The organism is Pseudomonas sp. FR229a, assembly GCF_030209115.1.
GTDB classification, from domain to species: domain Bacteria; phylum Pseudomonadota; class Gammaproteobacteria; order Pseudomonadales; family Pseudomonadaceae; genus Aquipseudomonas; species Aquipseudomonas moraviensis_A.
Genome location: NZ_JARVSP010000042.1, coordinates 1 through 21,556 on the forward strand (window position 1 = coordinate 1; position 21,556 = coordinate 21,556).

Sequence of the window (21,556 nt, forward strand, 5' to 3'; positions counted from 1 at the left end):
GCGGTGGGTCAAAACAAGATCATTTGACTGACACGACGCTATCGCGAGCAGGCTCACTCCTACAGTTTTTGATCGCATTCCTTCAGCTACATCTCAACCAACCTGTGGGAGTGAGCCTGCTCGCGATTGCGGTGGGTCAAAACAAGATCATTTGACTGACACGACGCTATCGCGAGCAGGCTCACTCCTACAGTTTTTGATCGCATTCCTTCAGGCAGAACGCGGTCACCTGTGGGAGCGAGCCTGCTCGCGAATGGCTTCACTCGGTGCGCGCTGGACTCACACCATTTCGTTACGAATCCATTCAACCACCGACGTGCGTTTCGGCGTCCAGCCCAGCAGTTCGCGGGCGTGTTTGCCGCGTACGCGGCTGTTGGAGCCGAGGCCGTAGTTGGCCATTTCATAGCCCCATTCGGCTTCGGCGTCTTGCAGTGGCCAGTCTTGCGGTTTGCCCAGGTTGAGGGCTTCGGCCATGGCGGTGGTCATGTCGATGAACGACGCTTCACCGCTGTCAACGAAGTAGAAAGTGCCCGGCACATTCCTGGTCAGCGCCAGCAGATACAGGGCGACGACGTCTTCGATGTGCACGTTGGACCAGATGTTCTGGCCGCTGCCAACGTGGCGCACCACGCCGCTCTTGCGCGCCTGTTTCAGCAGTCGCGGCAATTGCACGCTGTCGCGTTTGACGCCCAGGCTGTGGCCGTAGATCAGGGTGTTGCAGATCACCGCCGAGTTGACGCCGTCCTTCGCCGCCGCGAGCACCAGGTTGTCGATGGCCACGCGATCGGCTTTATCGACGGTCGGTTCCGGCAGGTTGTCTTCGTAATAAATGACGTCGCTGGATTTGCCGCCGGACGCATCGCCGACGATGCTCGAACCGCTGGTGTGCAGAAAGACTTTATTGGAACCGCGCAAAGCGTCGAGCAACGCTTCAACCGCGCCGCGATGATCGCTGCTGGCAGCGTTGATCACCGCATCGGCAGCACGCGCCTGTTCCGTCAGCAATTGGCTGTCATCGAGGGTGCCGATTACTGCGTTCATGCCCAGCGCCTTGAGCTCGTCTGCCTGCTCGGCGCTGCGCACCAAACCAGAAACCTTGTGCCCGGCCTGAACCAGACCGGTGGCGATGGAACCGCCGATAAAACCGGCCGCGCCGGTAACGAAAACATTCATGGATTAACTCCCTGCGTGAATAAGTGATGCAAGGAGTATCGGCCGATGAAACCCGGCGAAAAACCCGCCGTCGGCCAATTCACTCTTGCGCAGGGATCACGAATCAGCCCTTGAATTCGGCGCTGGCGTAGGCGGCGAGTTTGCCCTGGATAAAGTCGAGGAAGCACTGGATGCGCAACGCCAGCTGCGAGTTGCGGTAGTACACCGCGTTGATCGGCTGGCGGTAGCCGCTGTTGAATTCACCGAGCAGGACTTTCAGGCGTCCGGCGCGGATATCGTCGATGGTCATGAAGTGCGACAGACAAGCGATGCCCTGCCCTTCCAGCACCAAATGACGCACGGTCTCGCCGCTGGAGGCGCTGATCGCCGGGGTGATCGGCCAGCGATCGCCATGCACAAAGCGCAGCGGCCATTGGTTGAGGCCTTCGTTCTGGGTGAAGCCGAGCAGCGTGTGTTCACTCAGGTCTGCGACCTGCCGGGGCGCGCCGTGTTTTTTCAGGTAAGCAGGGCTGGCGACGATCAACAACGGACTGCAGCCGAGCGAACGCGCATGCAACGTCGAGTCGGCGAGGGTGCCGATGCGGATGGCGACGTCGGTGCTTTGTTCCAGCAGGTCAATGATCAGGTCATTGCTGTTGAGTTCGAGCTGAATGTCCGGATACAACTGCCGGAACTCGTCGATGTAGGGGACGATGGCGTGGAGCATGAACGGCGAGGCGGCGTTGATGCGCAAACGTCCGGACGGAGTCTGCTGGCGCGAGGACAGGCGTTCTTCGAGTTGATCCATCTGATCGAGGATCAGCTTGGCCTGTTCGAAGAAATATTTGCCCTCCTCGGTCAGGTCCATGCGCCGAGTGGTGCGGTTGATCAGCGTGGTGTCGAGTTTGGCTTCGAGCCGGGACAGCGTGCGGCTCACCGCCGACGGCGTCTGCCCGACCTGCTCGGCGGCGGCGGAAATCGAACCGCATTCGATCACGCAGACGAAAATCTGCAACTCATCGGATCTGGCTTTCACGGGTTCCCTCTTTGAAATCGCCAAGATCGCAGCCTTCGGCAGCTCCTACATTGGAATGCATTCCCCCTGCAGGAGCTGCCGAAGGCTGCGATCTTTTGCTGTGACCCCGATATTAGCCTGAAAGCCTCAAGCCTTGAGGCCAAACACCTCAGTCAGATGCTGCTCATAGCGCACCACATCATTCTCGATATTTGGACGCTTCATCACGTCAACGCAGAGGAAGGTAGGCAGCGCGGTCATGCCAAGGAATTCGTTGGCCTTGTGGAACGGGAAGTACACGGCGTCCACGCCTTTGGCTTCGAAGAAATCCGTCGGGTCATCGAAGGCTTGCTGCGGCGCGTTCCAGGTCAGCGACAGCATGTATTGCTTGCCCTGAATCAGACCGCCACTGCCGTACTTCTGCGAGGCATCGGAACGGGTGCGACCGTCGCTGGCGTAGAGGCTGCCGTGGCCTTCAGTGAAGACTTCGTCGATGTACTTTTTCACCGTCCACGGCGCGCCCATCCACCAGCCCGGCATTTGATAAATGATCACGTCGGCCCAGAGGAATTTCGCCACTTCTTCAGCAACGTCGTAGCCCTCATCAATGAAGGTGGTCTTGACGTCGACACCGCCGCGATCGAGCACGCTCAGCGCGGTTTCGTGCAGGGTGGTGTTGTAGCGGCCATCGGAGTGGGCGAATTTTTTACCGCCATTGAGCAACAGGACTTTTTTCATCGGAAAACCTCGGCGCAGCCCTTGGGGCTGGTGGCAACATTAAAGGGAATGGCGGCAGATTAACCATCGATCTCGCGCGGAAACAGCCATGTCAGCGCAAAATACATTTGATTAAAACGCACGAATCGATAGCCAATTGTTGCCGTAGCATTCGACGTTTTCTGCATCCGAGGAAGTTGTGATGAGTGAACGCCAGGGTTTCATCCTGCACGCCAAGACCCGCCCGGAAAAAGCCGCCGAGTTCGAAGCGCTGTTCCGCGCCTACGTCGAGCCGAGCCGCGCCGAACCGGGCTGCATCGAGTACCACATGCTGCGCGACAAGCAGGATCCGACGCTTTTTATCTTCTACGAGATCTGGGCAAGTCAGGCGCATCTGGATGTGCACTCAGCGTTGCCGCACATGAAAGCGTTCTTCGCCAAACGCATGGAGTATCTGGAGCGCGATTTCGATATCCGCCCGATCGACATGCTCAGCGAATCGTCGGCTAGCCGCTGATCAGCAAATGGGCGCCGAGCGCGCCCAGTCCGATAAAGAACACCCGCTTGAATAACACCGCACTGATGCGCTGACGCAGCCATTGGCCGAACCACATGCCGAGCATGGCCGGAATCAGCGCCAGCAGCGAGGCGCTCAATTCACCCCCGCCGAGTGCGCCGTGCCAGAGCAGCCCAAGCGCCAGCGCCAGGGTCGAAACAGTGAAGGACAGACCGAGCGCCTGCACCAGCTCATCGCGGCTCAGCCCCAATGCTTGCAGGTATGGCACCGCCGGAATCACGAAGACGCCGGTGGCGGAGGTGATGACGCCGGTGATCAGGCCACACAGCGGACCGAGCCAGCGCTCATGACGCGGGTTGACGTGCAGCGTCGGTAGAAACAGTCCGCTCAACGCATACAGCAACAGTGCCGCGCCGAGCCCGCGCACGACCCAATGGCCGCTAGCCATGCCAATCCAGAAGGTGCCGATGCCGGTGCCGAGAAAGATCATCAGCAGCATGGGCCAGAGGCGTTTGATCAACCCGCGCAGATGGCCGCCGAAGGCCAGTTGCCAGAGGTTGGTCAACGTCGCGGGGATGATCAACAAAGCGGCTGCCTGCGCCGGCGCCATAGCCAGACCGAGCAGGCCCATGGCAACGGTGGGCAGGCCGAGGCCGATGACGCCTTTGACCATGCCGGCGAGGAGGAAGGTGGTGATGACCAGCAGCGAAAGGGTCAGGCCGAGGGTTTGGTAGAAGTCGGTTAGCGTGTGCATTGGGGTAATGTGCGCTGATCCGGAGCGGGTGAAAATCTGCCATATACTGAGGCTGCCTCTTACAGAGCAAGAGGCTGATATTTTTATCAGGGCATCTGGCCCTATCGCGAGCAGGCTCACTCCTACAGTTTTGTGTTCGCAGCAGATCCCTTGTAGGAGTGAGCCTGCTCGCGATGAGGCCAGCCCAGACACAACAAAAAGCAGAGGCAAACCCCATGCACTTCGACCTCACCGACCTGCGCCTCTACCTGCACATCATCGACACCGGCAACATCACCGCCGGTGCCCTGCGCAGTCATTTATCCCTCGCCGCCGCCAGCGCCAGAATCCGCGCGATGGAAGCCTCGCTGGGCGCCGAATTCCTCGACCGTGGTCGGCGTGGCGTCACCCCGACGCCCGCCGGGAAAGCACTCGCCCGCCACGCGCGCGTCCTTTTGCAACAGGCCGAGCGCCTGCAGCAGGAACTCGCTGAATACGCACAAGGCGTCAAAGGCCAGGTGCGGCTGTTGTGCAACACCACGGCGATCACCGAATACCTGCCAGAAGTGCTCGCGGATTTCCTGCGCAACCATCCCAATCTCGACATCGATCTGCAGGAACTGCCTAGCGCGCGGATCACCCATGCCTTGCGTGAAGGCGCAGCGGATCTGGGCATCGTGTCCGACGCGGTCGACAGCAACGGCCTACAGACGCAGGCTTTTCGCGACGATCCGCTGGTGCTGATTCTGCCGCTTGACCACCCGTTGTCTGACGCCGCCGAGGTCAGTTTCAGCGACGCGTTGCAGCATGACTTTGTCGGACTGAGTACCGACAGCGCACTGGCGATTTATCTGGAAGAACAGGCGCTGCACAGCGGCGCGCGGATGCAGGTGCGCATTCGCGCCGATGGCTTCGACGGGGCGATGCGCATGGTCGCCCGAGGCGCCGGACTGGCCATCGTGCCGTTGGCCGCTGTCGAACGCGCGAAGGTCGAACACTTCAAATGCGTGGCGCTCAATGAACCGTGGGCGCGCCGCACGTTATTGCTCTGCGCGAGAGACTTCGCTGCGCTGCCGGGTTATGCCCAGGCATTGTTACAAGCGCTCACCGCTGCGCGCGTTTCTGAGCACTCCGATGTCGACCCCAGACAACTGAGCGACAACCCGGCGCTATAGGGTGCGACTTCAATTCTCAAGTCCACTTGCCCGGAGTCCCTCATGACCGCGACCGCCCCTATCACCGTTCTGCGCGACACTCACCCGCTGCCGGTACTCGATGCCTGCAAGTGGGAAAAACTCGAAGGCGACCCGCACACCGTCAACCTTAACGCCTACACCAGCGAAGACGGCAGCAAGATCATGGGCACGTGGATCTGCACGCCGGGCAAGTGGCGCGTCGATTATGTGAAGTGGGAATACTGCCATTTCCAGGAAGGCTACTGCGTGATCACCCCGGACGGCATGGCGCCGATTCACCTGCGCGCCGGCGATATCTTCGTGGTTGAGCCGGGCATGAAAGGCACGTGGGAAGTGGTCGAGACCGTGCGCAAGTATTTCGTCTTCGCCTGACAAAGCAAAAGATCGCAGCCTTCGGCAGCTCCTACAGGAACGCATTCCCATGTAGGAGCTGCCGAAGGCTGCGATCTTTTTCTTGCTGCACAAAAAGCGGGGAGATCACCTGTGGCGAGGGAGCTTGCTCCCGCTCGGCTGCGCAGCAGACGTAACTTCAGCAAACGCGGTTTTTCTGAAGAACCTCATTTGCCGTGGTCAGGTCTGCTGCGCAGACCAGCGGAAGCACGCTCCCTCGCCACAAAACCCCCTTTCACCTCAGTTTTTTGAACAGTTACTGCGGCTTGCGATAGCTATTGATGATGGCGGTACAAACAGCGGGGAGATCACCTGTGGCGAGGGAGCTTGCTCCCGCTCGGCTGCGCAGCAGACGTAACTTCAGCAAATGCGGTTTTTCTGAAGCACCTCATTCGCCGTGGTCAGGTCTGCTGCGCAGACCAGCGGGAGCAAGCTCCCTCGCCACGAAAAACCCTTTCACCTCAGTTTTTTAAACAGTTACTGCGGCTTGCGATAGCTGTTGATGATGGCCGAGAAATCTTTCCCGCCTTCACCGCGCTGACTCATCGCCTGATACAACTGCTGCGCCACCGCGCCGAGCACCACCGGTTGGTGCGCTTGCCGCGCCGCTTCCGTCGCCAGCCCCAGATCCTTGAGCATCAGCTCCGCGCCGAAACCACCGGTATAACCGCGCGAGGCCGGGGCCGTTTCGACGATGCCCGGCCACGGGTTGTACATCTCCGAACTCCAGCAGCGCCCGGTCGAGCTGTTGATGATGCCGGCCAGTACGCCGGTGTCGATTCCCAGCGCGTCACCCAACGCCATCGCTTCACTGACGCCGACCATCGAGATCGCCAGCAGCAGGTTGTTGCAGATCTTGGCGATCTGGCCGGTGCCGACTTCACCGCAATGCACAATGTTGCGGCCCATCTGCACCAGCACCGGTTGCAGGGTGGCGAACAGCTCCGGAGTGGCGCCGACCATGAAGGTCAGGGTTCCGGCCGTCGCACCGCCCGTGCCGCCGGAGACCGGCGCATCGGCCATGGCCACGCCTTGCTTCGCGGCAGCCGCAGCGACGTCGCGGGCGGTCTGCGGATCGATGGTGCTGCAATCCACTGCCGGCACGCCTTGGCGAATGCCGGCGAGCACGCCCTCTTCACCCAGCCAGACGCTGCGCACATGCACCGCGGCCGGGAGCATGGTGATCACCAGTTCGGCATCTTCCGCCGCCTCGCGCGCCGAAGCGCGAATGGTGCCGCCCAGTTGCTCCAGTTCCGCCAGCACGGTTTTGTTCAGGTCGACCAGGTTCAGCGAGTGGCCAGCCTTGATCAGGTTGCGCGCCATCGGCGCGCCCATGTTGCCCAGCCCGATAAATGCGATTTTCATGATCGGATCCTCAGCGCAGGTTGATGGTGGTGTTCACGCCGTCGTTGACGCTGTCGTCGTCGAACCAGCGCGCCGTGACCGTTTTAGTCTGGGTGTAGAACTGCACCACTTGCTTGCCGTACGGGCCGAGATCGCCGAGTTTCGAACCGCGCGAACCGGTGAAGCTGAAGAACGGCACTGGCACCGGAATCGGAATGTTGATACCGACCTGACCGACGTCGATTTCAGTCTGGAATTTGCGCGCCGCCGCACCGCTCTGGGTGAACAGGCCGGTGCCGTTGCCGAACGGGTTGGCATTGACCAGCGCGATCGCCTGATCAAGGGTGTCGACCTCCAGCACCACCAGCACCGGACCGAAGATTTCCTGAGTGTAGATCTGCATGTCGGTGGTCACGCCCGAGAACAGGGTCGGGCCGACAAAGTTGCCTTGCTCGTAACCCGGCACGCTGATGTCGCGACCATCGAGTTCAAGCTTGGCGCCTTCCTTGATGCCGCTTTCGATCAGTTCGAGAATCCGCGCCTTGGCCTTTTTCGAGATCACCGGACCGACATCGGTGCCCGGCTCGCTGCCGGCGTTGACCTTGAGTTTCTGCGCCAGCGCTTTCAGATCCGGCAGCCACTGTTTCGCCGCGCCCACCAGCACCACCACCGAGGTGGCCATGCAGCGTTGTCCGGCGGCACCGAAACCGGCGCCGACCAGGGCATTCAGCGCTTGTTCGCGATTGGCATCCGGCAGCACCACGGCGTGGTTTTTCGCGCCCATCATCGACTGCACGCGTTTGCCATGTTTGCCGGCCAGGTCATAAACGTGGGTGCCGACGGCAGTCGAACCGACGAACGACACGGCTTTGATGTCCTTGTGCGTGCACAGGCCATCGACCACATCCTTGCCGCCGTGAACGACGTTGAGCACGCCTGCAGGAACGCCCGCCTCGATCGCCAGCTCCACCAGCAGCATGGTCGACAGCGGATCCTGCTCCGAAGGCTTGAGCACGAAGGTGTTGCCGCAGGCGATCGCCATCGGGAACATCCACAGCGGAATCATCGCCGGGAAGTTGAACGGGGTGATGCCGGCGCAGACGCCGATCGGCTGGCGCAGGGTGTAGGTGTCGACACCGCCGGCGACGTTTTCGGCGAACTCGCCCATTTGCAGGGTGCCGATCGAGCAAGCGTGCTCTACCACTTCCAGGCCGCGGAAAATATCGCCCTCGGCGTCGGCAATGGTCTTGCCCTGCTCGGCGCTGAGGACCACGGCAATGCGTTTGGAGTGCTCACGAATCAGCGCCTGGAGCTTGAGCATGATGCGCATCCGCGCGCCGATCGGGGTCAGTTTCCAGGTCTGGAATGCGCGCTGGGCGGCGCTGACAGCGGCATCGACCTCAGCGGCGGTGGCGAACGGAACCTTGGCCAGCACTTGCTGGGTCGCCGGGTTGACGATGTCGTGCCACTCGGTGGTCTGCGACTCGACCCATTCGCCGTCGATCAGCAGTTTGACCTTTTGCAGCGTGGTGTCGTTGGGCGTAAGCGATGCGTTCATGCTGGTCTCCAGAACTTGTTTTTATCGTAGGAGCCAAGGCGAGAGGTTCGCCTTGAGATGAGGCGTGTGTCCGGAATGGTTGTCGGACGGTTTTTGGAGTATAGATGTGCAAACTTCTAATAAGAACGCACATATAAGCCCGTCCATCATGCAAAAAAACATCACCTCGCTAGGCTCGCTGAACTGGGACGACCTGAAGTTTTTCCTCGAAGTCGCCCGCACCCGCAAGGCCAGCACCGCTGCCAAACGCCTGGCGGTCGACTACACCACGGTGTCGCGACGGATCAGTTCGCTGGAAGCGGCGCTGGGCACATTGCTGTTCGAAAAGTCCCGCACCAGCGGCTTCGTCCTGACCACCGAAGGCCAGCGCTTGCTCGGTTATGCCGAGTCGATCGAAAGCACGTTGCACATGGCCTGCGAGCAGGTTTCCGGCTCGGGCGTCGCGCTGTCAGGGCACGTGCGCATGGGCTGCACCGAAGGCTTCGGCAGTTTTTTCATCACCCCGCAACTGAGTCATTTCGTCGACGCCTACCCGGCAATTTCGGTGGACATCTTGCCGCTGCCGCACTTCATCAGCCTGTCCAAGCGCGAGGCCGACATCGTCATCGCACTGGAACGGCCGGAGCATGGGCCGTACGTCTGCTGCAAACTCTGCGACTACCGTTTGCAGCTGTACGCGACCCAGGACTATCTCGACAAACACCCACCGATCCGCGGCCCTGCAGACTTGAGCAAGCATCAATTCATCAGTTATGTGGACGATCTTGCGTTCAGCTCAGAGCTGCTTTATCTGGCCAACGTGCTGCCCGGCGCCAGCGCACATTTGCGCAGCACTAGCGTGATCGCTCAATACGTCGCCGCGCAGCAGGGTCGCTCGCTGGCGATCCTGCCGTGCTTCCTCGCCGCCCAGGACCCGCGTTTGCTGCCGGTGTTGCCGGAGGAAGTCGACATCACCCGGCAGTTCTGGATGTACTGCCGGGAGGATCTGCGCAAGTTGAAGCGGATCACCTTGTTGTGGGATTACATCCGTGAGGTGACTGAGCGCAATCAGGCGTTGTTGATGGGGGAAACGCGGGAGATGCGCTTTGCCGATTAGTCGGCGCTGACCACAATCGACACCCGGCGGTTTTCCGTACGCCCCGCTGCGGTGTCGTTGGAGGCTACCGGTTCGCTGCTGCCGAGGCCTTGCAGCTGGATGTTTTCCTGCTTCATGCCGACCGTGCCGAGGACGTTGGCGACGCTCTTGGCCCGGCGCAGGGACAGTTGCTGATTGTAGGTTTCCTTGCCCGACGCATCGGTGTGGCCATCGACGCGCACCCGCTCGATACCCACGCCGAGCAGTGCCTTGCCGATGCGTTCGACGATTTCCGTACTGGGTGCGTTCAGGCTTTCGACATCGCTGCCAAACAGCACTTTGCCCGACAGGCCGAACTCCCAGCCGTCGTCGGTCAACTCGAAACCCTGCTGTTTGAGCACAGCAACCTGCGCCGGTGTCAGGCCCTTCTGCGGGGCGGTCTGGCAACCGCTCAGCGTCAGCGCGGCGATCAACAGCAATGCGGAAAAAAGTCGAACGGGAAGAGTGAACACAGACATCAGCTCCTGGTGTGAACGGAATCAACCGGGCGCTCCGACCCGGCCGTGAATTGCGCGCCGCGTGACAGGCGCTTGGCCTGATACATCGCCGCGTCGGCTGCGTTGAGCAAGGTGCCCGGCGTGGCACCATGATCGGGGTAGACGGCGATGCCGATACTGAGCGAGGTCACCACACTGGTGTCGCCCGGCAGGGTGATCGGCATGTCCATGCTGGCGAGGATCTTGTCAGCGATGTGCTCAGCGTCTTCAACGGTGTGCAGCGGCGCGAGCAGCACGGCGAACTCGTCGCCGCCCAAACGCGCGACCAGATCGTCCTCGCGCAATTGCGCTCGCACCCGATTGGCAATCGCCACCAGCACTGCGTCACCCGAGGCATGGCCGAAGTTATCGTTGATGCCTTTGAAGCGGTCGCTGTCGAGAAACAGCACGGCAATCCGCTCGTCGTGTTTTTTGCCGTTGCGCAAGGCGCGGATCAAGCGGCCTTCGAAAAACGCGCGGTTGGGCAACCCGGTGAGGCTGTCGTGGGTCGCTTGGTGGGCGAGGGTTTCGTTTTCGTTTTGCAGGTGGGTTTGCCACGACTCAAGCTCGCCGAGCAAGGCATTGAAGTCGTTGCCGAGATTATCCAGTTCGGCGATTTGCGCCGGCGGCACGCGCCGATCCAGCGCTCGCTCACTGCGGGCGGCGTGGGCGACGGAGGCGAGGCTGTGCAATGGGCCGATGATTGCGCGCAGTTGCCGTCGCGCCAGATAGAGCGCGACCCAGGCGCTGATCGCGGTGCACAGCACAATCCCGGCCAGGCCGCTGAGCAGAAAACGCATCAGGCTGCCGCCATGACCGATGAGCAGGACGCGACCGATTTCACGGTCCTGATGTTCGATCGGCAGGCTGACCGGTTTTTCCAGAATGGCGCGGGCGATCCGCATTTCCAGCTCGGAGAACAAGCCGGTTTCAGGGCGCTGCCATTGCGCAATCAATTGGCCTTGCGCGTCCAGCACTCGGGCATCCGCCACTTCCTCGCTGGCGGCGATGATCGCCAGCGCCTCGGTTGCCGCCGCTTTGTCGTTGAACACCACGGCTGCTTCGACGGTGTAGCTGATCGAACGGGCGATCAAGTGCAGGTTGTGATCGGCATACACCCGCAGCGCCAGCACGCCCAGCAAGGTCAGCGAAACACTGGCCATCGCCACCGCTACCAGCGCGACGATCAAATGCCCACGGCCAATGACCGAGCCCAGGGTCGGGCGAGCCTTCCAACTGAACAGCTTCATGGCGCCGCCGCTTTGCGACGGGACAACTGCAACACGCTGGGGTGAATGCGCACGCCGCTGCGAGCCACTGAGTCGAGATTGACCTCGAACGACACCTGCTCATCGCCGACGCGCAGGCAAAACAGACTGCCGACCGTGCATTGATCGTCCGCTTCGCTGATGCTCAGCACCGGATGCCCGATCAACGATGCGAACAGGCGACTGCGTTCATCGGCGGTGAGCTTGCCGATGTACACCGCGTCGCACTCGTTGACGATGGCCGGGTTGCTCGCCAGCAGACGACGCACCGCCACCGGCCGGCCACTGGCTTGCGTAGTGCCTTTGACCAGGTCATCGGTGTATTCGGTGGGGCCGACGATGCACAGGCGCAACTGCGCTGGCTCCACTGGCCAGCGTGCATAACTGAGGATGCCAAGGACCACCTGCGTCACCGCTTTGGCCCGTTGCTCGGCGGGCCCGGTTTGCGCTTGTGCGAGGGCGCTGCCCGTCAACAACCAGAGCAAAACGATCAGCAAGGCGCGTTGGCAGGCAACCACACGCTCTGTCGTCCGGACGGCGACCTTCATGCAGGGATTCTCTTGGAGCGTAACGAAATGATGCCGCAACGATAGCACAGCGTCGAAACGCCAGCGAGGCGCCTGCCCCTGACCGGTTGGTCAGCAATCGTTGCCGATCATTCAGCGCTTCATTCCCGGGGCTCGGTGCCCTCCTCCAGTTCCAGCATCAGCCCGCTCAGACGCTTGACCTTGCGCTGCACCGCCTCCTCGAACACACCGGCACGCGGCTCGATCAAGGTGAACCAGTGCCGGGCGCGAGTGATACCGGTGTAGATCAGCTCTTTGGTCAGTACGGGGTTCAGCGCATCCGGCAGGATCAGCGCCGTGTGCGCGAACTCCGAGCCCTGGGATTTGTGCACCGTCATGGCATACACGGTTTCGACGTCATTGAGCCGACTCGGCAACACGAAGCGCACGCCGCCCTGACCATCGTTACGCGGGAAGGCCACGCGCAGAACCGTTTTGCCGATCTCGGGCCCTTCGCGCTCGGGCAGTTTCAGGGCGATGCCAATGTCGCCGTTCATCAGGCCCAGACCATAGTCATTGCGAGTCATCAGTACAGGGCGACCCTCGTACCACTGCTGATCGCTCTCGATCAGCCGCGCCTTGAGCAACGCGGCGGTGATGCGCTGGTTCAGGCCTTCAACGCCCCATGGGCCTTTGCGCACGGCGCACAACAACTGGAACGTATCGAACGCTTGCAAGACTTCCCGGGCCCAATCGGTCCAGTCCGCATGCTCAAGTGGCCGCGTCGACGGTGGACGCTGGTCGCGCAGGACGCTCAGGTAATGGCGGTAACCTTGCGGGCCGTTGCCATGACCTTCGAGCAACAGGCGTTCAAGCTTGTGATCATGCTCACCCTTGAGCGGCAGCGAATACACGTCTTCATAGCCACCGGTAGCGAGCAACTGGCGCGCCTCGTCGGCCGATTGATGGTTGACCCGTCGCGCAAGCTGACCGATGCCGCTGCCCTCGCCGAAGCGGCGCGAGTGACGCAGCATCACCACCTGTTGCGCCAGCGGATGGGCGCCGTCGCGGTCTTCATGCAAACCGCTGCCTTGCAACGACTCGCCGCTGACTGACTCCAGCCATTGGCGCGTCTGCGGGCTGTACCAACCGCCCTCGGCGTCACGACACAGATCGCCCAACACCGCACCGGCCTCGACCGAGGCCAACTGATCCTTGTCGCCCAGCAATACCAGCCGAGCATGGGCCGGCATCGCATCGAGCAAATTGGCCATCATTTCCAGGTCGATCATCGAGGCTTCGTCGACCACCAGCACATCCAGCGGCAAGCGGTTACCGGCATGGTGACGGAAGTGTCGGGTCCCCGGTCGACTACCGAGCAGACGGTGCACGGTGGTGACATCACTGGGGATAGCCGCGCGCACCGCTTCGGCGACTTGCAGCGATTGCACTTGCTGGCTGATCGACTCGGTCAGGCGCGCGGCGGCTTTGCCAGTCGGTGCGGCCAGACGAATGCGCAACGGATGGCCAGCCTCTACGGCCGGTGCCTGCAGCAACGCGAGCAAGCGCACCACCGTGGTGGTTTTACCGGTGCCCGGGCCGCCGGTGATGATGCTGAAGGCGCTGCGCGTGGCGAGTGCACAGGCGAGTTTTTGCCAGTCGATGACAGCCGCAGATTCCGCGCCGCCGAACAATTCATTCAGACGCTGGGGCAGATCATCTGGCGTCGGTTCCTGCTGCATCAGCCGCTGGCGCAACGCGGCATCGATGCGGCGCTCGTACGTCCAGTACCGGCGCAAGTAAAGGCGTTTCGAGGACAGCACCAAGGGACGTGTGTGCGCCGTATCCCTCGCGTCAGCGGCCAGGGCCACCAGCGAGCTGCTTGCCAGCACTTTGCACCAATGGGCCCCGTCCAGCGTTTCGAGAAGTTGCGAAGGCAGCAACAAAACACCGCCCTGCACATCGCCTTCCGGCGGCAGCGACAATGCAAAATCCGGCGCCTTGAGGGTCTCGAACAGGTCCAGACACACATGACCATGGCCGAGCTGGTGGCTGGTCAACGCCGCCGCGAGCAGCACCAGCGGATCGGTCTCGGGCTCGAGTTCGTGCAGGAAGGCGACAAAGGCCCGGTCAAGCGCACGCAGCCAGCCGCGCTCGACCCAGCGGCTCAGCAATAACAGCAAATCATCGGCGCGGGTCAGCGGCGACAGTTTCGACAGGCTGTCCGCTTCCAGTGGTGTCGGCAGCAGATCGGCGAATGTGCGGCTCATAGCAGGACTCCCTGTTCCCAGGCGGGTTCGGACTTGGGTTCGGGTTTGCCCTGGAACATCCGGTCGAGGCGTTCGATCAATTCCCGTGGCGGGCGCACGAAGTACACGCCGCGACTCTCAGCACGCGTCCCGCGCAGGAACAGATACAGCGCCCCACCGACATGCCGGTCGTAATCGTAATCCGCCAACCGCGCCTTCAACTGGCGGTGCAAAGCCAACAGATACAGCACGTATTGCAGGTCGTAACGATTGTCGAGGATCGACTGCTCCATGGCCTGCACGGTGTAGGCCTGATCATCGACGCCGAGCCAATTGGATTTGTAATCGGCGACGTAATAACGGCCAGCGTGCTCGAAGGTCAAGTCGATAAAACCCTTGAACATGCCGTTGAGTTGCACTGGCTCCGCCGCCACGCGGGCGACGCCATTGTGGGTGTGCTGGCGCACTTGCTCGTCGAGTTTGAGCACGTCGACCTTGTGGCTGGCGAACCAGAACTCCATCTCGACGCGGTATTGCTTCAGTTGCTCGAAAACCACCGGCGGTTGCCCGCCAGCGATCGGCAAAGACGACTTGAGCAAATGCTGCAGCCAGTCGGTCAGCGTGGTGATCCAGCCCTGCCAGCCGCGCAGGTTGCAGCGCCGGGCAATCGCATCCTCCAGCGCTTCGAGGGTAACTGCAAAACCTTCAGCGCCCGCCCATTCGAGCAAGCCATGCAGAAACGTGCCCGGGATGGGGCCACGCGGGAAGCGGTGAATATCGGCGCCACCGCTGCTGATTTCGCGTGGCGCGTCGGGGTCGAGGCGCTCATCGTCAAAGAGCTTTTGCGCCTGCGGACTGTCCGGTGCTTCATCGCTACCGACGCTCAATACGTCGCTGATGCGCAACGCGCTATAGGAAGCGATCCACCAGTTTTCACTGGCTTTGCGCTTGGGCCGTAGCGTGGCTCGCAGGACCGCTTCATTGCGCGGCGGCTGGTAATGTTCGTCAGTAGGCTGAGGCATTTCGCCGATGTCGATGGCCGGACAGTCTTGCTGCAGCTCTTGCAGCCAACGGTTCAATTCGCTGGACTCGCCCAAAGCAGCACCGGCCCCCAGCAAGTAACCCAACGCAGACAGGTGCAGCACGGAGCTGTTGTTATTGCCGCGTTTCAGGTCAGTGACGCCCAGCCAACAGGCATGTTGCGCACGGGTCAATGCGACATACAGAAGACGCAAGTCTTCGGCCAGACGCTCATCATCAGCCTGGGCGATCAACTCGGCGGTCGGCTTGAGGCTGATCTGCGCTTTGCCCGCAGCGTCGTGGTAATGCAACGGCAAGCGACTGCCATCCACCGGTTTCGTCGAACAAATGAATGGCAGGAATACCAGCGGATATTCCAGCCCCTTGGATTTGTGGATGGTCACCACCTTGACCAGTTGCTCGTCGCTTTCCAGACGTAGAATCTGTTCTTCGCCGGCCTGACCGGACAGTGCCAGCAACTCGGCCAGATGGCGGATCAACGCTTGCTCACCGTCGAGTTCAGCAGCGGCCTGCTGCATCAGTTCCGACAAGTGCAAAAGATTGGTCAATACGCGCTCGCCATCACTACGCTGCATCAGGGTCTGCGGCAAGTGGAAATCGTGAAGCAGGCGGCGCAACATCGGCAACACGCCCTGTTTGCGCCAGAGTTCGCGATAGCCGCGGAACTGCATGACCCGGGCTTCCCAGACCATTTCGTCCTGATTCAGGCGCTCCAGCTCGATCAGTGGCAGGTTCAGCGTGGTGCATGCCAGCGCGGCCTTGAGCGAACGCTCGACATCGGGTTCGGCGCAAGCCTTCAGCCAGGCCAGCAGGTCATGCGCCTCTTGCGCGGCGAAGACCGAGTCCTTGTCCGAGAGATAAACACTGCGTACCCCGCGGGCGGCGAGTTCGCTGCGTACGGCTTGAGCTTCTTTACCGTCGCGGACGAGGATCGCGATGTCCGAAGGACGCAAACCTCTGAAGTCGTCTGCCTGGATGAATCCAGCGTTGCCGGTTTGCCCGCCATTGAGCAGCGCGGTGATTTGACTGGCACAGGCCGCGGCCATTTGCTGGCGATAGACTGCGCCGGACAGCGGTTGATCGCTCGGCAATAGCCAGACATTCAGCGCCGCGACGTCTTGCCCGGCGATCTGCAGGGTTTCCTTGCGTCCCTGGGACTCGACGGGAAGGAACGGCACCGGGTTTTCCCCGGTTTTCTCGCGAAACAAAAACGCGCCGCGTCCCTGTTCTCGGGACTCGGCGCGTTCGAATACGTGATTGACCGCTGTCACCATACCGTGGCTGGAGCGGAAGTTGGTGCCGAGCGTATGCAAGCGGCCGGTAGTGGCCTGACGTGCGCGCAGGTAGGTGTAGATGTCAGCTCCGCGAAAGGCATAGATCGCCTGCTTGGGGTCGCCGATCAGGAACAGGCCGGTGTCAGGATGGTTGTCTTCGATGCGGTAGATACTCTCGAAGATCCGATATTGCACCGGATCGGTGTCCTGGAATTCGTCGATCAGTGCCACCGGAAACTGCTCGCGGATCAGCGTCGCCAGACGCTCGCCGCCCTCCGATTGCAGGGCGGCATCCAGACGCAGCAGCATATCGTCGAAGCCCATTTCCGCGCGGCGACGCTTCTCTTCTTCAAAGCGTGCACCGACCCACTTGGCGGCGTGTTGCAGAACAGCGGCATCCGGCGTCGGCAAAGCATCGAGGCTCGACTTGAGGCCGGACATGGCGTCCAGTCCCGGATGGCTCGGCGCCTGACCTTTCCAGGCCTCGGCCATGCCATCAGGTGTCAGTCGAGTGAAGCCGGTACCAATGTCCAGTTGCTCGAGCGACTCGTCTTCGGCCCAGGTCTTGAGCTTCTCGAACCAGGGCTCGAAATATCGCGCCTGCATCTTGCGGCCATCGACGGCTTTGCTGGCCACGCCTTCCTGGCAGAGAGCAAGCAGCTCGTCTGCCCAGGCACGCCAAGGCATTTTCAGCTCGACCAACGCCGCTCGACGCTCCAGCATACATTCAGCGATCAGGTCCGCCGGCACCTTGCCTTCATCGGTATCACGCTCGCTGGCGAACAAGCCGCGGACCCGAGGCAACAACGCTGCGGGGCCACCCCAATTACTGCGCACCCAATTCAGCGCGTCGCCCTGCATCGGATAGCAAAACAGTCGCCAGTAATCGCGCAGCACTTCGCCAAGCAAATCGCTGTGATCGGTTTCCAGCGACTGCGTGAACAGGCTGCCGCTGTCGAACGCGTGCTCACGCAACATGCGCTGACACCAGCTGTGGATGGTCGAGACGGCAGCTTCGTCCATCCACTGCGCGGCGATATCGAGGCGGTTGGCGCAGCCCGACCATTGCAATGGATCGAACTGATCGCGCAGTTCGGCGATCAGTCCGTCAGGAGCGGGAATCTCGTCGCGGAAAAAACGCGCAGCCTCGGCCAGGCGGGTTCGGATGCGCTCACGCAGCTCTTTGGTGGCAGCGTCGGTGAACGTCACTACGAGGATTTGCGGCGGCAGCAATTCGCGTGCGAAACCGCTTGTCTCGCCGCCATGGCCGAGAATCAGCCGCAGATAAAGCGCCGAGATCGTGAAGGTCTTGCCGGTGCCGGCGCTCGCTTCGATCAACTGACTGCCGCGCAACGGGAAGGCCAGAGCCAACGGTGTCCTGGTACTCATGAACGTGCGCCTTCGTTGGACAAGGAACGCCAGGGCGCTTCGAATAATGGGCGGTATAGCGCATCGCACCAGCCGGTGAAGGTTTCGTCTGCCAACAATGCATCGAAGTCGGGATATTGTCGGAGCAGCGCCGGGCTTTCGCGCCGCTCGCCGTCGCTGGTCTGGCCGTCACCCTCATAGGCTTTTCGCGCCGCGGCTTCGGCTTTGATCGGGTCGGATTGCGACAGCCAGGCGAATGCGGTTTTTATCGCAATCGGCAAGGGCTGGCGCATGCCGGTTTGCCAGGCGAGCAGCAGGTCACCGAGGAACCGCAGCGCTCGGTCTCGCTCCATGGGTTCAAGCAACAATGTGTCGTCACTCGCGACCAATGCTGTGGTCAACGCATGCCCGCTGGCGCAGGCGACCAGATGGGTGACCCAGGGTTTGGTCAGCCGGTGCCACTTACGCGTTTTGATCGAGCCGATGCTGTTGGGAATGGTCGTGACTGACAGCAGGCCGCCATCGGCGCGCTGGTGCAGACTTGCGAGCCATCCCTCCAGACGCAGCTCCTGCAAGTCGAGACTGACCGGGATCGCACTGGTCAACGGCGTCGGCCATAACGTCAGCAACTGTTGATAACGCTGCAGAAGATCCGGCAGCGGTTCGATCAGTTCACGCTGCAGGCATTCGCCGAAACCGGCCATAGGCAGCAGACCACTGTTTTGCAGGCGCAGCGCCCGGGCTTGCAGTGCCTGATCGAAATCATCCGGCTGGTTAAGTGCGGCTTCCAGCAAACTGTCGCTCAGCGTGTAGCGCTGCAACGCGTCCAGCACGAAAGGTTCTTCATCGGCCAACGGCGCTTGCGCGGCCTCGAAATAGACCTTGAGTCGTTGGGTGAAAAAATGCCTCACCGGGTTGCGCAGAAAATCCTGCAGTAAAGCCAGCGTCAGCGGTTCTTCCTGAACATACGGCGCGAGCAACGGCGTCTCGTTTTGATGCACTTGCTCTTGATGCAACACTTGCCACTCGCTGGCGTAGCTGAACAGTTGCTCGCCTTCGTGGAAATAGCGGGCGCTGAAAGGTTGCAGAGGATGTTCTTCGGTCAGCGCTTCTATCAGATCCTGACTAGGATCGATTGAACGCCAACCGCTGGCGAGGTGATCGCGCAACTGGCCGATCAACACCGAGGCGGGTCGCTCACTGTTGTCACGGATGCTGCGACCCACCCAACTGATGTAGAGCTGATTGCGTGCAGACAGGAGCGCTTCGAGCAGCAGGTAGCGGTCATCTTCACGCCTTGACCGGTCGCCAGGGCGGTAATCGCTGCCCATCAGGTCGAAATCCAGTGGCGGTTGGGCGCGGGGATAATCGCCGTCGTTCATGCCCAACAGACAGACCAGTTTGAAAGGAATGGCACGCATCGGCATCAAGGTGCAGAAATTTACCGCGCCGGCAAGGAATCGTTGCGATAAACGCCCCTGATCGAGCCCGGCGAGCCAGGCTTCGCGAACGACAGTCAGCGGCAACTCGTCAGTCAGCCCCACTGCCTCGCAGGTCTCGAGCCAGGTTTCGCGAAGCTCTTCCAGCTGGGCCAGCAGGTAGTCGTCATGCTCGTTGCTGGCCTGGAAGAACACCTGCATCAGCGCCTGCAAGCGCAGACCCCACTCCTTCGGTTGAGCTGGTTGGGTGAGTTGCTGGTGAGCAATTTCCAAGGCATCCAGCAGCGCGACAAGCGGCCCGATCAAGGCAGCGTCAAGCCCACCAATTTCGTCGTAAGGCTCGATCCCGGCACACGCGTCGGCACTGCCGACGGCGTAACCCAATAGCATTCGGCGCAGGCCGAAATGCCAGCTGTTCTGCTCCAGTTCTTCAGGAAGGCCGAGGCCGGCACGTTGTTCAGCACTCATGCCCCATCGCACGCCTGCGCCTTCGATCCAGCGGTGCAGAGTTGGCAGGTCGCGTTCCTCTACACCAAACCGAGCACGCAGGGCCGGGACATCGAGCAGGTCGAGGATCTCGCTGACCGGGAAACGACTGTCCGGAAGTTTGAGCAGGTGCTCGACCGCGATCAATAGAGGGTCGCGTCCACGTTGGCCCTGATCCGCCAGTGTGAACGGAATGAAGCGTGAGTCATGCCGATCGAGCTGACCGAAAACCGCACGGATATGCGGCGCATAGCTGTCGATATCAGGGACCATGACGATTACGTCTCGGGGGCGCAGATCCGGGTCTACGCTGAACCGCGCCAGGAGTTGATCGTGCAGGATCTCGACTTCGCGCTGGGCACTATGCGCGATGTGAAAACGGATCGAATGGTCTTGCGTTGCATCGACCGCTGGCCAGAGTTCGCGCGTCTCGTTGAGCGGACGCAACTCGAGAATGTCGTCCTGCAGCTGGTTAAGCATGTTGTGTGGTTGATTTTCGCTGAACAGGTCGATGCGTCCGTCACGAAAGGCTGCGCGGTAGCTGTTGGGATCGTCGTAGCTGTCGAGCAGGTTAATGTAGTCGCGACCTTGCTTGCCCCACGCGGCCAATAGCGGATGCGCGTGCTGATGCAGGGTCTCGGCATCGAGCACAACGGGCATTCCACTTTTGCGCTGCTGACGTTTGTACTGATGCCGCAACAGATCCTTGTCGGCAACGATATCCGCCCAGTGATGGCGGCAAGGGTTGTGTACGCAAAGCAGTACCTGGCTGAAGCGAGCCAGACCGGCGAGCGCTTCCAGTACCTGCGCAGGCAACGAAGAGATACCAAACACAATCACGCGCGGCGGCAGCGCAGCCGGGGCCTTGTCGAGTGTGTTGATGCGCTCCATGAAACGTTGATGCACGCCTGCGCGACTCTGCGCCATGCCTTGTTCGCCTACATCATTCAGCAGCGCTCGCCACAACTCTGCCTGCCAGCAACTGGTCGGCTGCAGCGGCTTTACTTCACCTCTGACATTGCGCAGTTGGTGGCGGCCTTCCGCCCAGTCCTCCAGCCAGTCGGCCCGATAAACCTGATATTGGTCGAACAGATCCGCGAGGCGCTCTGACAACTGGTAGCGCTTGCGCAGATCGGTGTCGTGGGTGAGGAAGCGTTGCAGCGGTTCGAAATGTGGTTGGTCGATTACCTGTGGCAAGAGACGCATCAGGCGCCAGGTCAGCGGGGCTTTATCGAGCAGGGATTTCGCCGGGATCTCTTCTCGTCCCAGCACCATTCGGTAGAGCTGCCACATGAAACTGCCGGGCAATTGCACATCAATCGCTGCCGCGATCCCGCAGCCGCCAAGGTCGTCGTCTTCGGGATCCTCGGCCAGTGCCAGCTTGAGCCACTGGGCAATGCCGTTGCTTTGCACCAAAGCGATTTCGTTTTCCAAAGGTGCCAGTGGATAGCGCCGCATGATGCTGACCACAAGGCTGCGCAGTTCATCGAGACTGTTGCTCTGAACCACCATGAATGCAGCGTTGAGGGACTGGGCGTCCGACATATAGATTCCTTGGAAAATCACAAAAGCCGAGGCAGAACCTTAGCATTGTCGGCAGATTGTGACAGCCGGACGACGTCTGCGAAGGTTGTAAGAACTTTCTCGCAGGCAAAACAAAACCCCAACTGCTTTCGCAATTGGGGTTTCGGA

16 protein-coding genes are annotated in these 21,556 nt (G+C 61.2%); 4 read left to right on the plus strand and 12 right to left on the minus strand.

Annotated elements, in window-relative coordinates:
• Nucleotides 1–279: 279 nt before the first annotated feature.
• From QRN33_RS26110 to mdaB, 3 genes are all read right to left on the minus strand, one after another.
• The gene (locus QRN33_RS26110; protein WP_285410957.1) at nt 280–1,173 is read right to left on the minus strand and encodes an NAD-dependent epimerase/dehydratase family protein; all 894 of its coding nucleotides are present in this window, start codon (nt 1,171–1,173) and stop codon (nt 280–282) included.
• Between the two features lie 103 nt (nt 1,174–1,276).
• Nucleotides 1,277–2,188 (minus strand): LysR family transcriptional regulator, encoded by a 912-nt coding sequence (locus tag QRN33_RS26115; protein ID WP_042608815.1) that lies wholly within the window; start codon nt 2,186–2,188, stop codon nt 1,277–1,279.
• Nucleotides 2,189–2,314: 126 nt separating this feature from the next.
• Nucleotides 2,315–2,905 carry an NADPH:quinone oxidoreductase MdaB gene (gene mdaB / locus QRN33_RS26120; protein WP_042608814.1) on the minus strand — a complete coding sequence of 197 codons (591 nt, stop codon included), beginning with the start codon at nt 2,903–2,905 and terminating at the stop codon, nt 2,315–2,317.
• A gap of 181 nt (nt 2,906–3,086) precedes the next feature.
• Here mdaB and QRN33_RS26125 point away from each other — a divergent pair, with 181 nt between their 5' ends.
• Nucleotides 3,087–3,401: a putative quinol monooxygenase gene (locus QRN33_RS26125; protein ID WP_065615701.1), complete on the plus strand. Its 315-nt coding sequence runs from the start codon at nt 3,087–3,089 to the stop codon at nt 3,399–3,401.
• On the opposite strand, the gene QRN33_RS26130 is transcribed toward QRN33_RS26125, so the two are convergent.
• A complete protein-coding gene (locus tag QRN33_RS26130; protein WP_285410958.1) occupies nt 3,391–4,155 on the minus strand; it encodes a sulfite exporter TauE/SafE family protein in 765 nt (254 codons plus the stop codon). The two genes, QRN33_RS26125 and QRN33_RS26130, sit on opposite strands and share 11 nt — an antisense overlap.
• A 215-nt stretch (nt 4,156–4,370) precedes the next feature.
• Between QRN33_RS26130 and QRN33_RS26135 the strand changes: the two genes are divergently transcribed.
• Together QRN33_RS26135 and QRN33_RS26140 are read left to right on the plus strand one after the other, a co-directional pair.
• Complete coding sequence (locus QRN33_RS26135; RefSeq protein WP_285410960.1) at nt 4,371–5,309, plus strand: LysR family transcriptional regulator; 939 nt, start codon at nt 4,371–4,373, stop codon at nt 5,307–5,309.
• 42 nt (nt 5,310–5,351) lie between these two features.
• Nucleotides 5,352–5,702 carry a cupin domain-containing protein gene (locus tag QRN33_RS26140; RefSeq protein WP_016770579.1) on the plus strand — a complete coding sequence of 117 codons (351 nt, stop codon included), beginning with the start codon at nt 5,352–5,354 and terminating at the stop codon, nt 5,700–5,702.
• Nucleotides 5,703–6,197: 495 nt separating this feature from the next.
• On the opposite strand, the gene mmsB is transcribed toward QRN33_RS26140, so the two are convergent.
• Both mmsB and QRN33_RS26150 read right to left on the minus strand, forming a co-directional pair.
• Complete coding sequence (gene mmsB, locus QRN33_RS26145; RefSeq protein WP_285410962.1) at nt 6,198–7,085, minus strand: 3-hydroxyisobutyrate dehydrogenase; 888 nt, start codon at nt 7,083–7,085, stop codon at nt 6,198–6,200.
• A 10-nt stretch (nt 7,086–7,095) separates the two neighbouring features.
• Nucleotides 7,096–8,622 (minus strand): CoA-acylating methylmalonate-semialdehyde dehydrogenase, encoded by a 1,527-nt coding sequence (locus QRN33_RS26150; RefSeq protein WP_024011486.1) that lies wholly within the window; start codon nt 8,620–8,622, stop codon nt 7,096–7,098.
• A gap of 148 nt (nt 8,623–8,770) precedes the next feature.
• On the opposite strand from QRN33_RS26150, the gene QRN33_RS26155 reads away from it, so the two are divergent.
• Entirely contained in the window at nt 8,771–9,718 is a 948-nt protein-coding gene (locus QRN33_RS26155; protein WP_285410965.1) for a LysR family transcriptional regulator, read from the plus strand.
• Here the strand turns inward: QRN33_RS26155 and yfiB are convergent.
• From yfiB to recC, 6 genes are all read right to left on the minus strand, one after another.
• Entirely contained in the window at nt 9,715–10,215 is a 501-nt protein-coding gene (yfiB, locus tag QRN33_RS26160) for an outer membrane lipoprotein YfiB (protein WP_177330608.1), read from the minus strand. The two genes, QRN33_RS26155 and yfiB, sit on opposite strands and share 4 nt — an antisense overlap.
• A complete protein-coding gene (dgcN, locus tag QRN33_RS26165; protein WP_042608808.1) occupies nt 10,215–11,483 on the minus strand; it encodes a diguanylate cyclase DgcN/YfiN in 1,269 nt (422 codons plus the stop codon). Before dgcN ends, yfiB begins: the two co-directional genes overlap by 1 nt.
• Nucleotides 11,480–12,049: a regulatory sequestration protein YfiR gene (gene yfiR / locus QRN33_RS26170; protein WP_064364539.1), complete on the minus strand. Its 570-nt coding sequence runs from the start codon at nt 12,047–12,049 to the stop codon at nt 11,480–11,482. Before yfiR ends, dgcN begins: the two co-directional genes overlap by 4 nt.
• Before the next feature lie 119 nt (nt 12,050–12,168).
• Nucleotides 12,169–14,277 carry an exodeoxyribonuclease V subunit alpha gene (recD, locus tag QRN33_RS26175; RefSeq protein ID WP_285410966.1) on the minus strand — a complete coding sequence of 703 codons (2,109 nt, stop codon included), beginning with the start codon at nt 14,275–14,277 and terminating at the stop codon, nt 12,169–12,171.
• On the minus strand, nt 14,274–17,960 hold the full coding sequence (gene recB, locus QRN33_RS26180) for an exodeoxyribonuclease V subunit beta (protein ID WP_285410967.1): 3,687 nt from the start codon (nt 17,958–17,960) through the stop codon (nt 14,274–14,276). The genes recD and recB overlap by 4 nt, the downstream gene beginning before the upstream one ends.
• A complete protein-coding gene (recC, locus tag QRN33_RS26185; RefSeq protein ID WP_285410968.1) occupies nt 17,957–21,409 on the minus strand; it encodes an exodeoxyribonuclease V subunit gamma in 3,453 nt (1,150 codons plus the stop codon). Before recC ends, recB begins: the two co-directional genes overlap by 4 nt.
• Nucleotides 21,410–21,556: the final 147 nt, after the last annotated feature.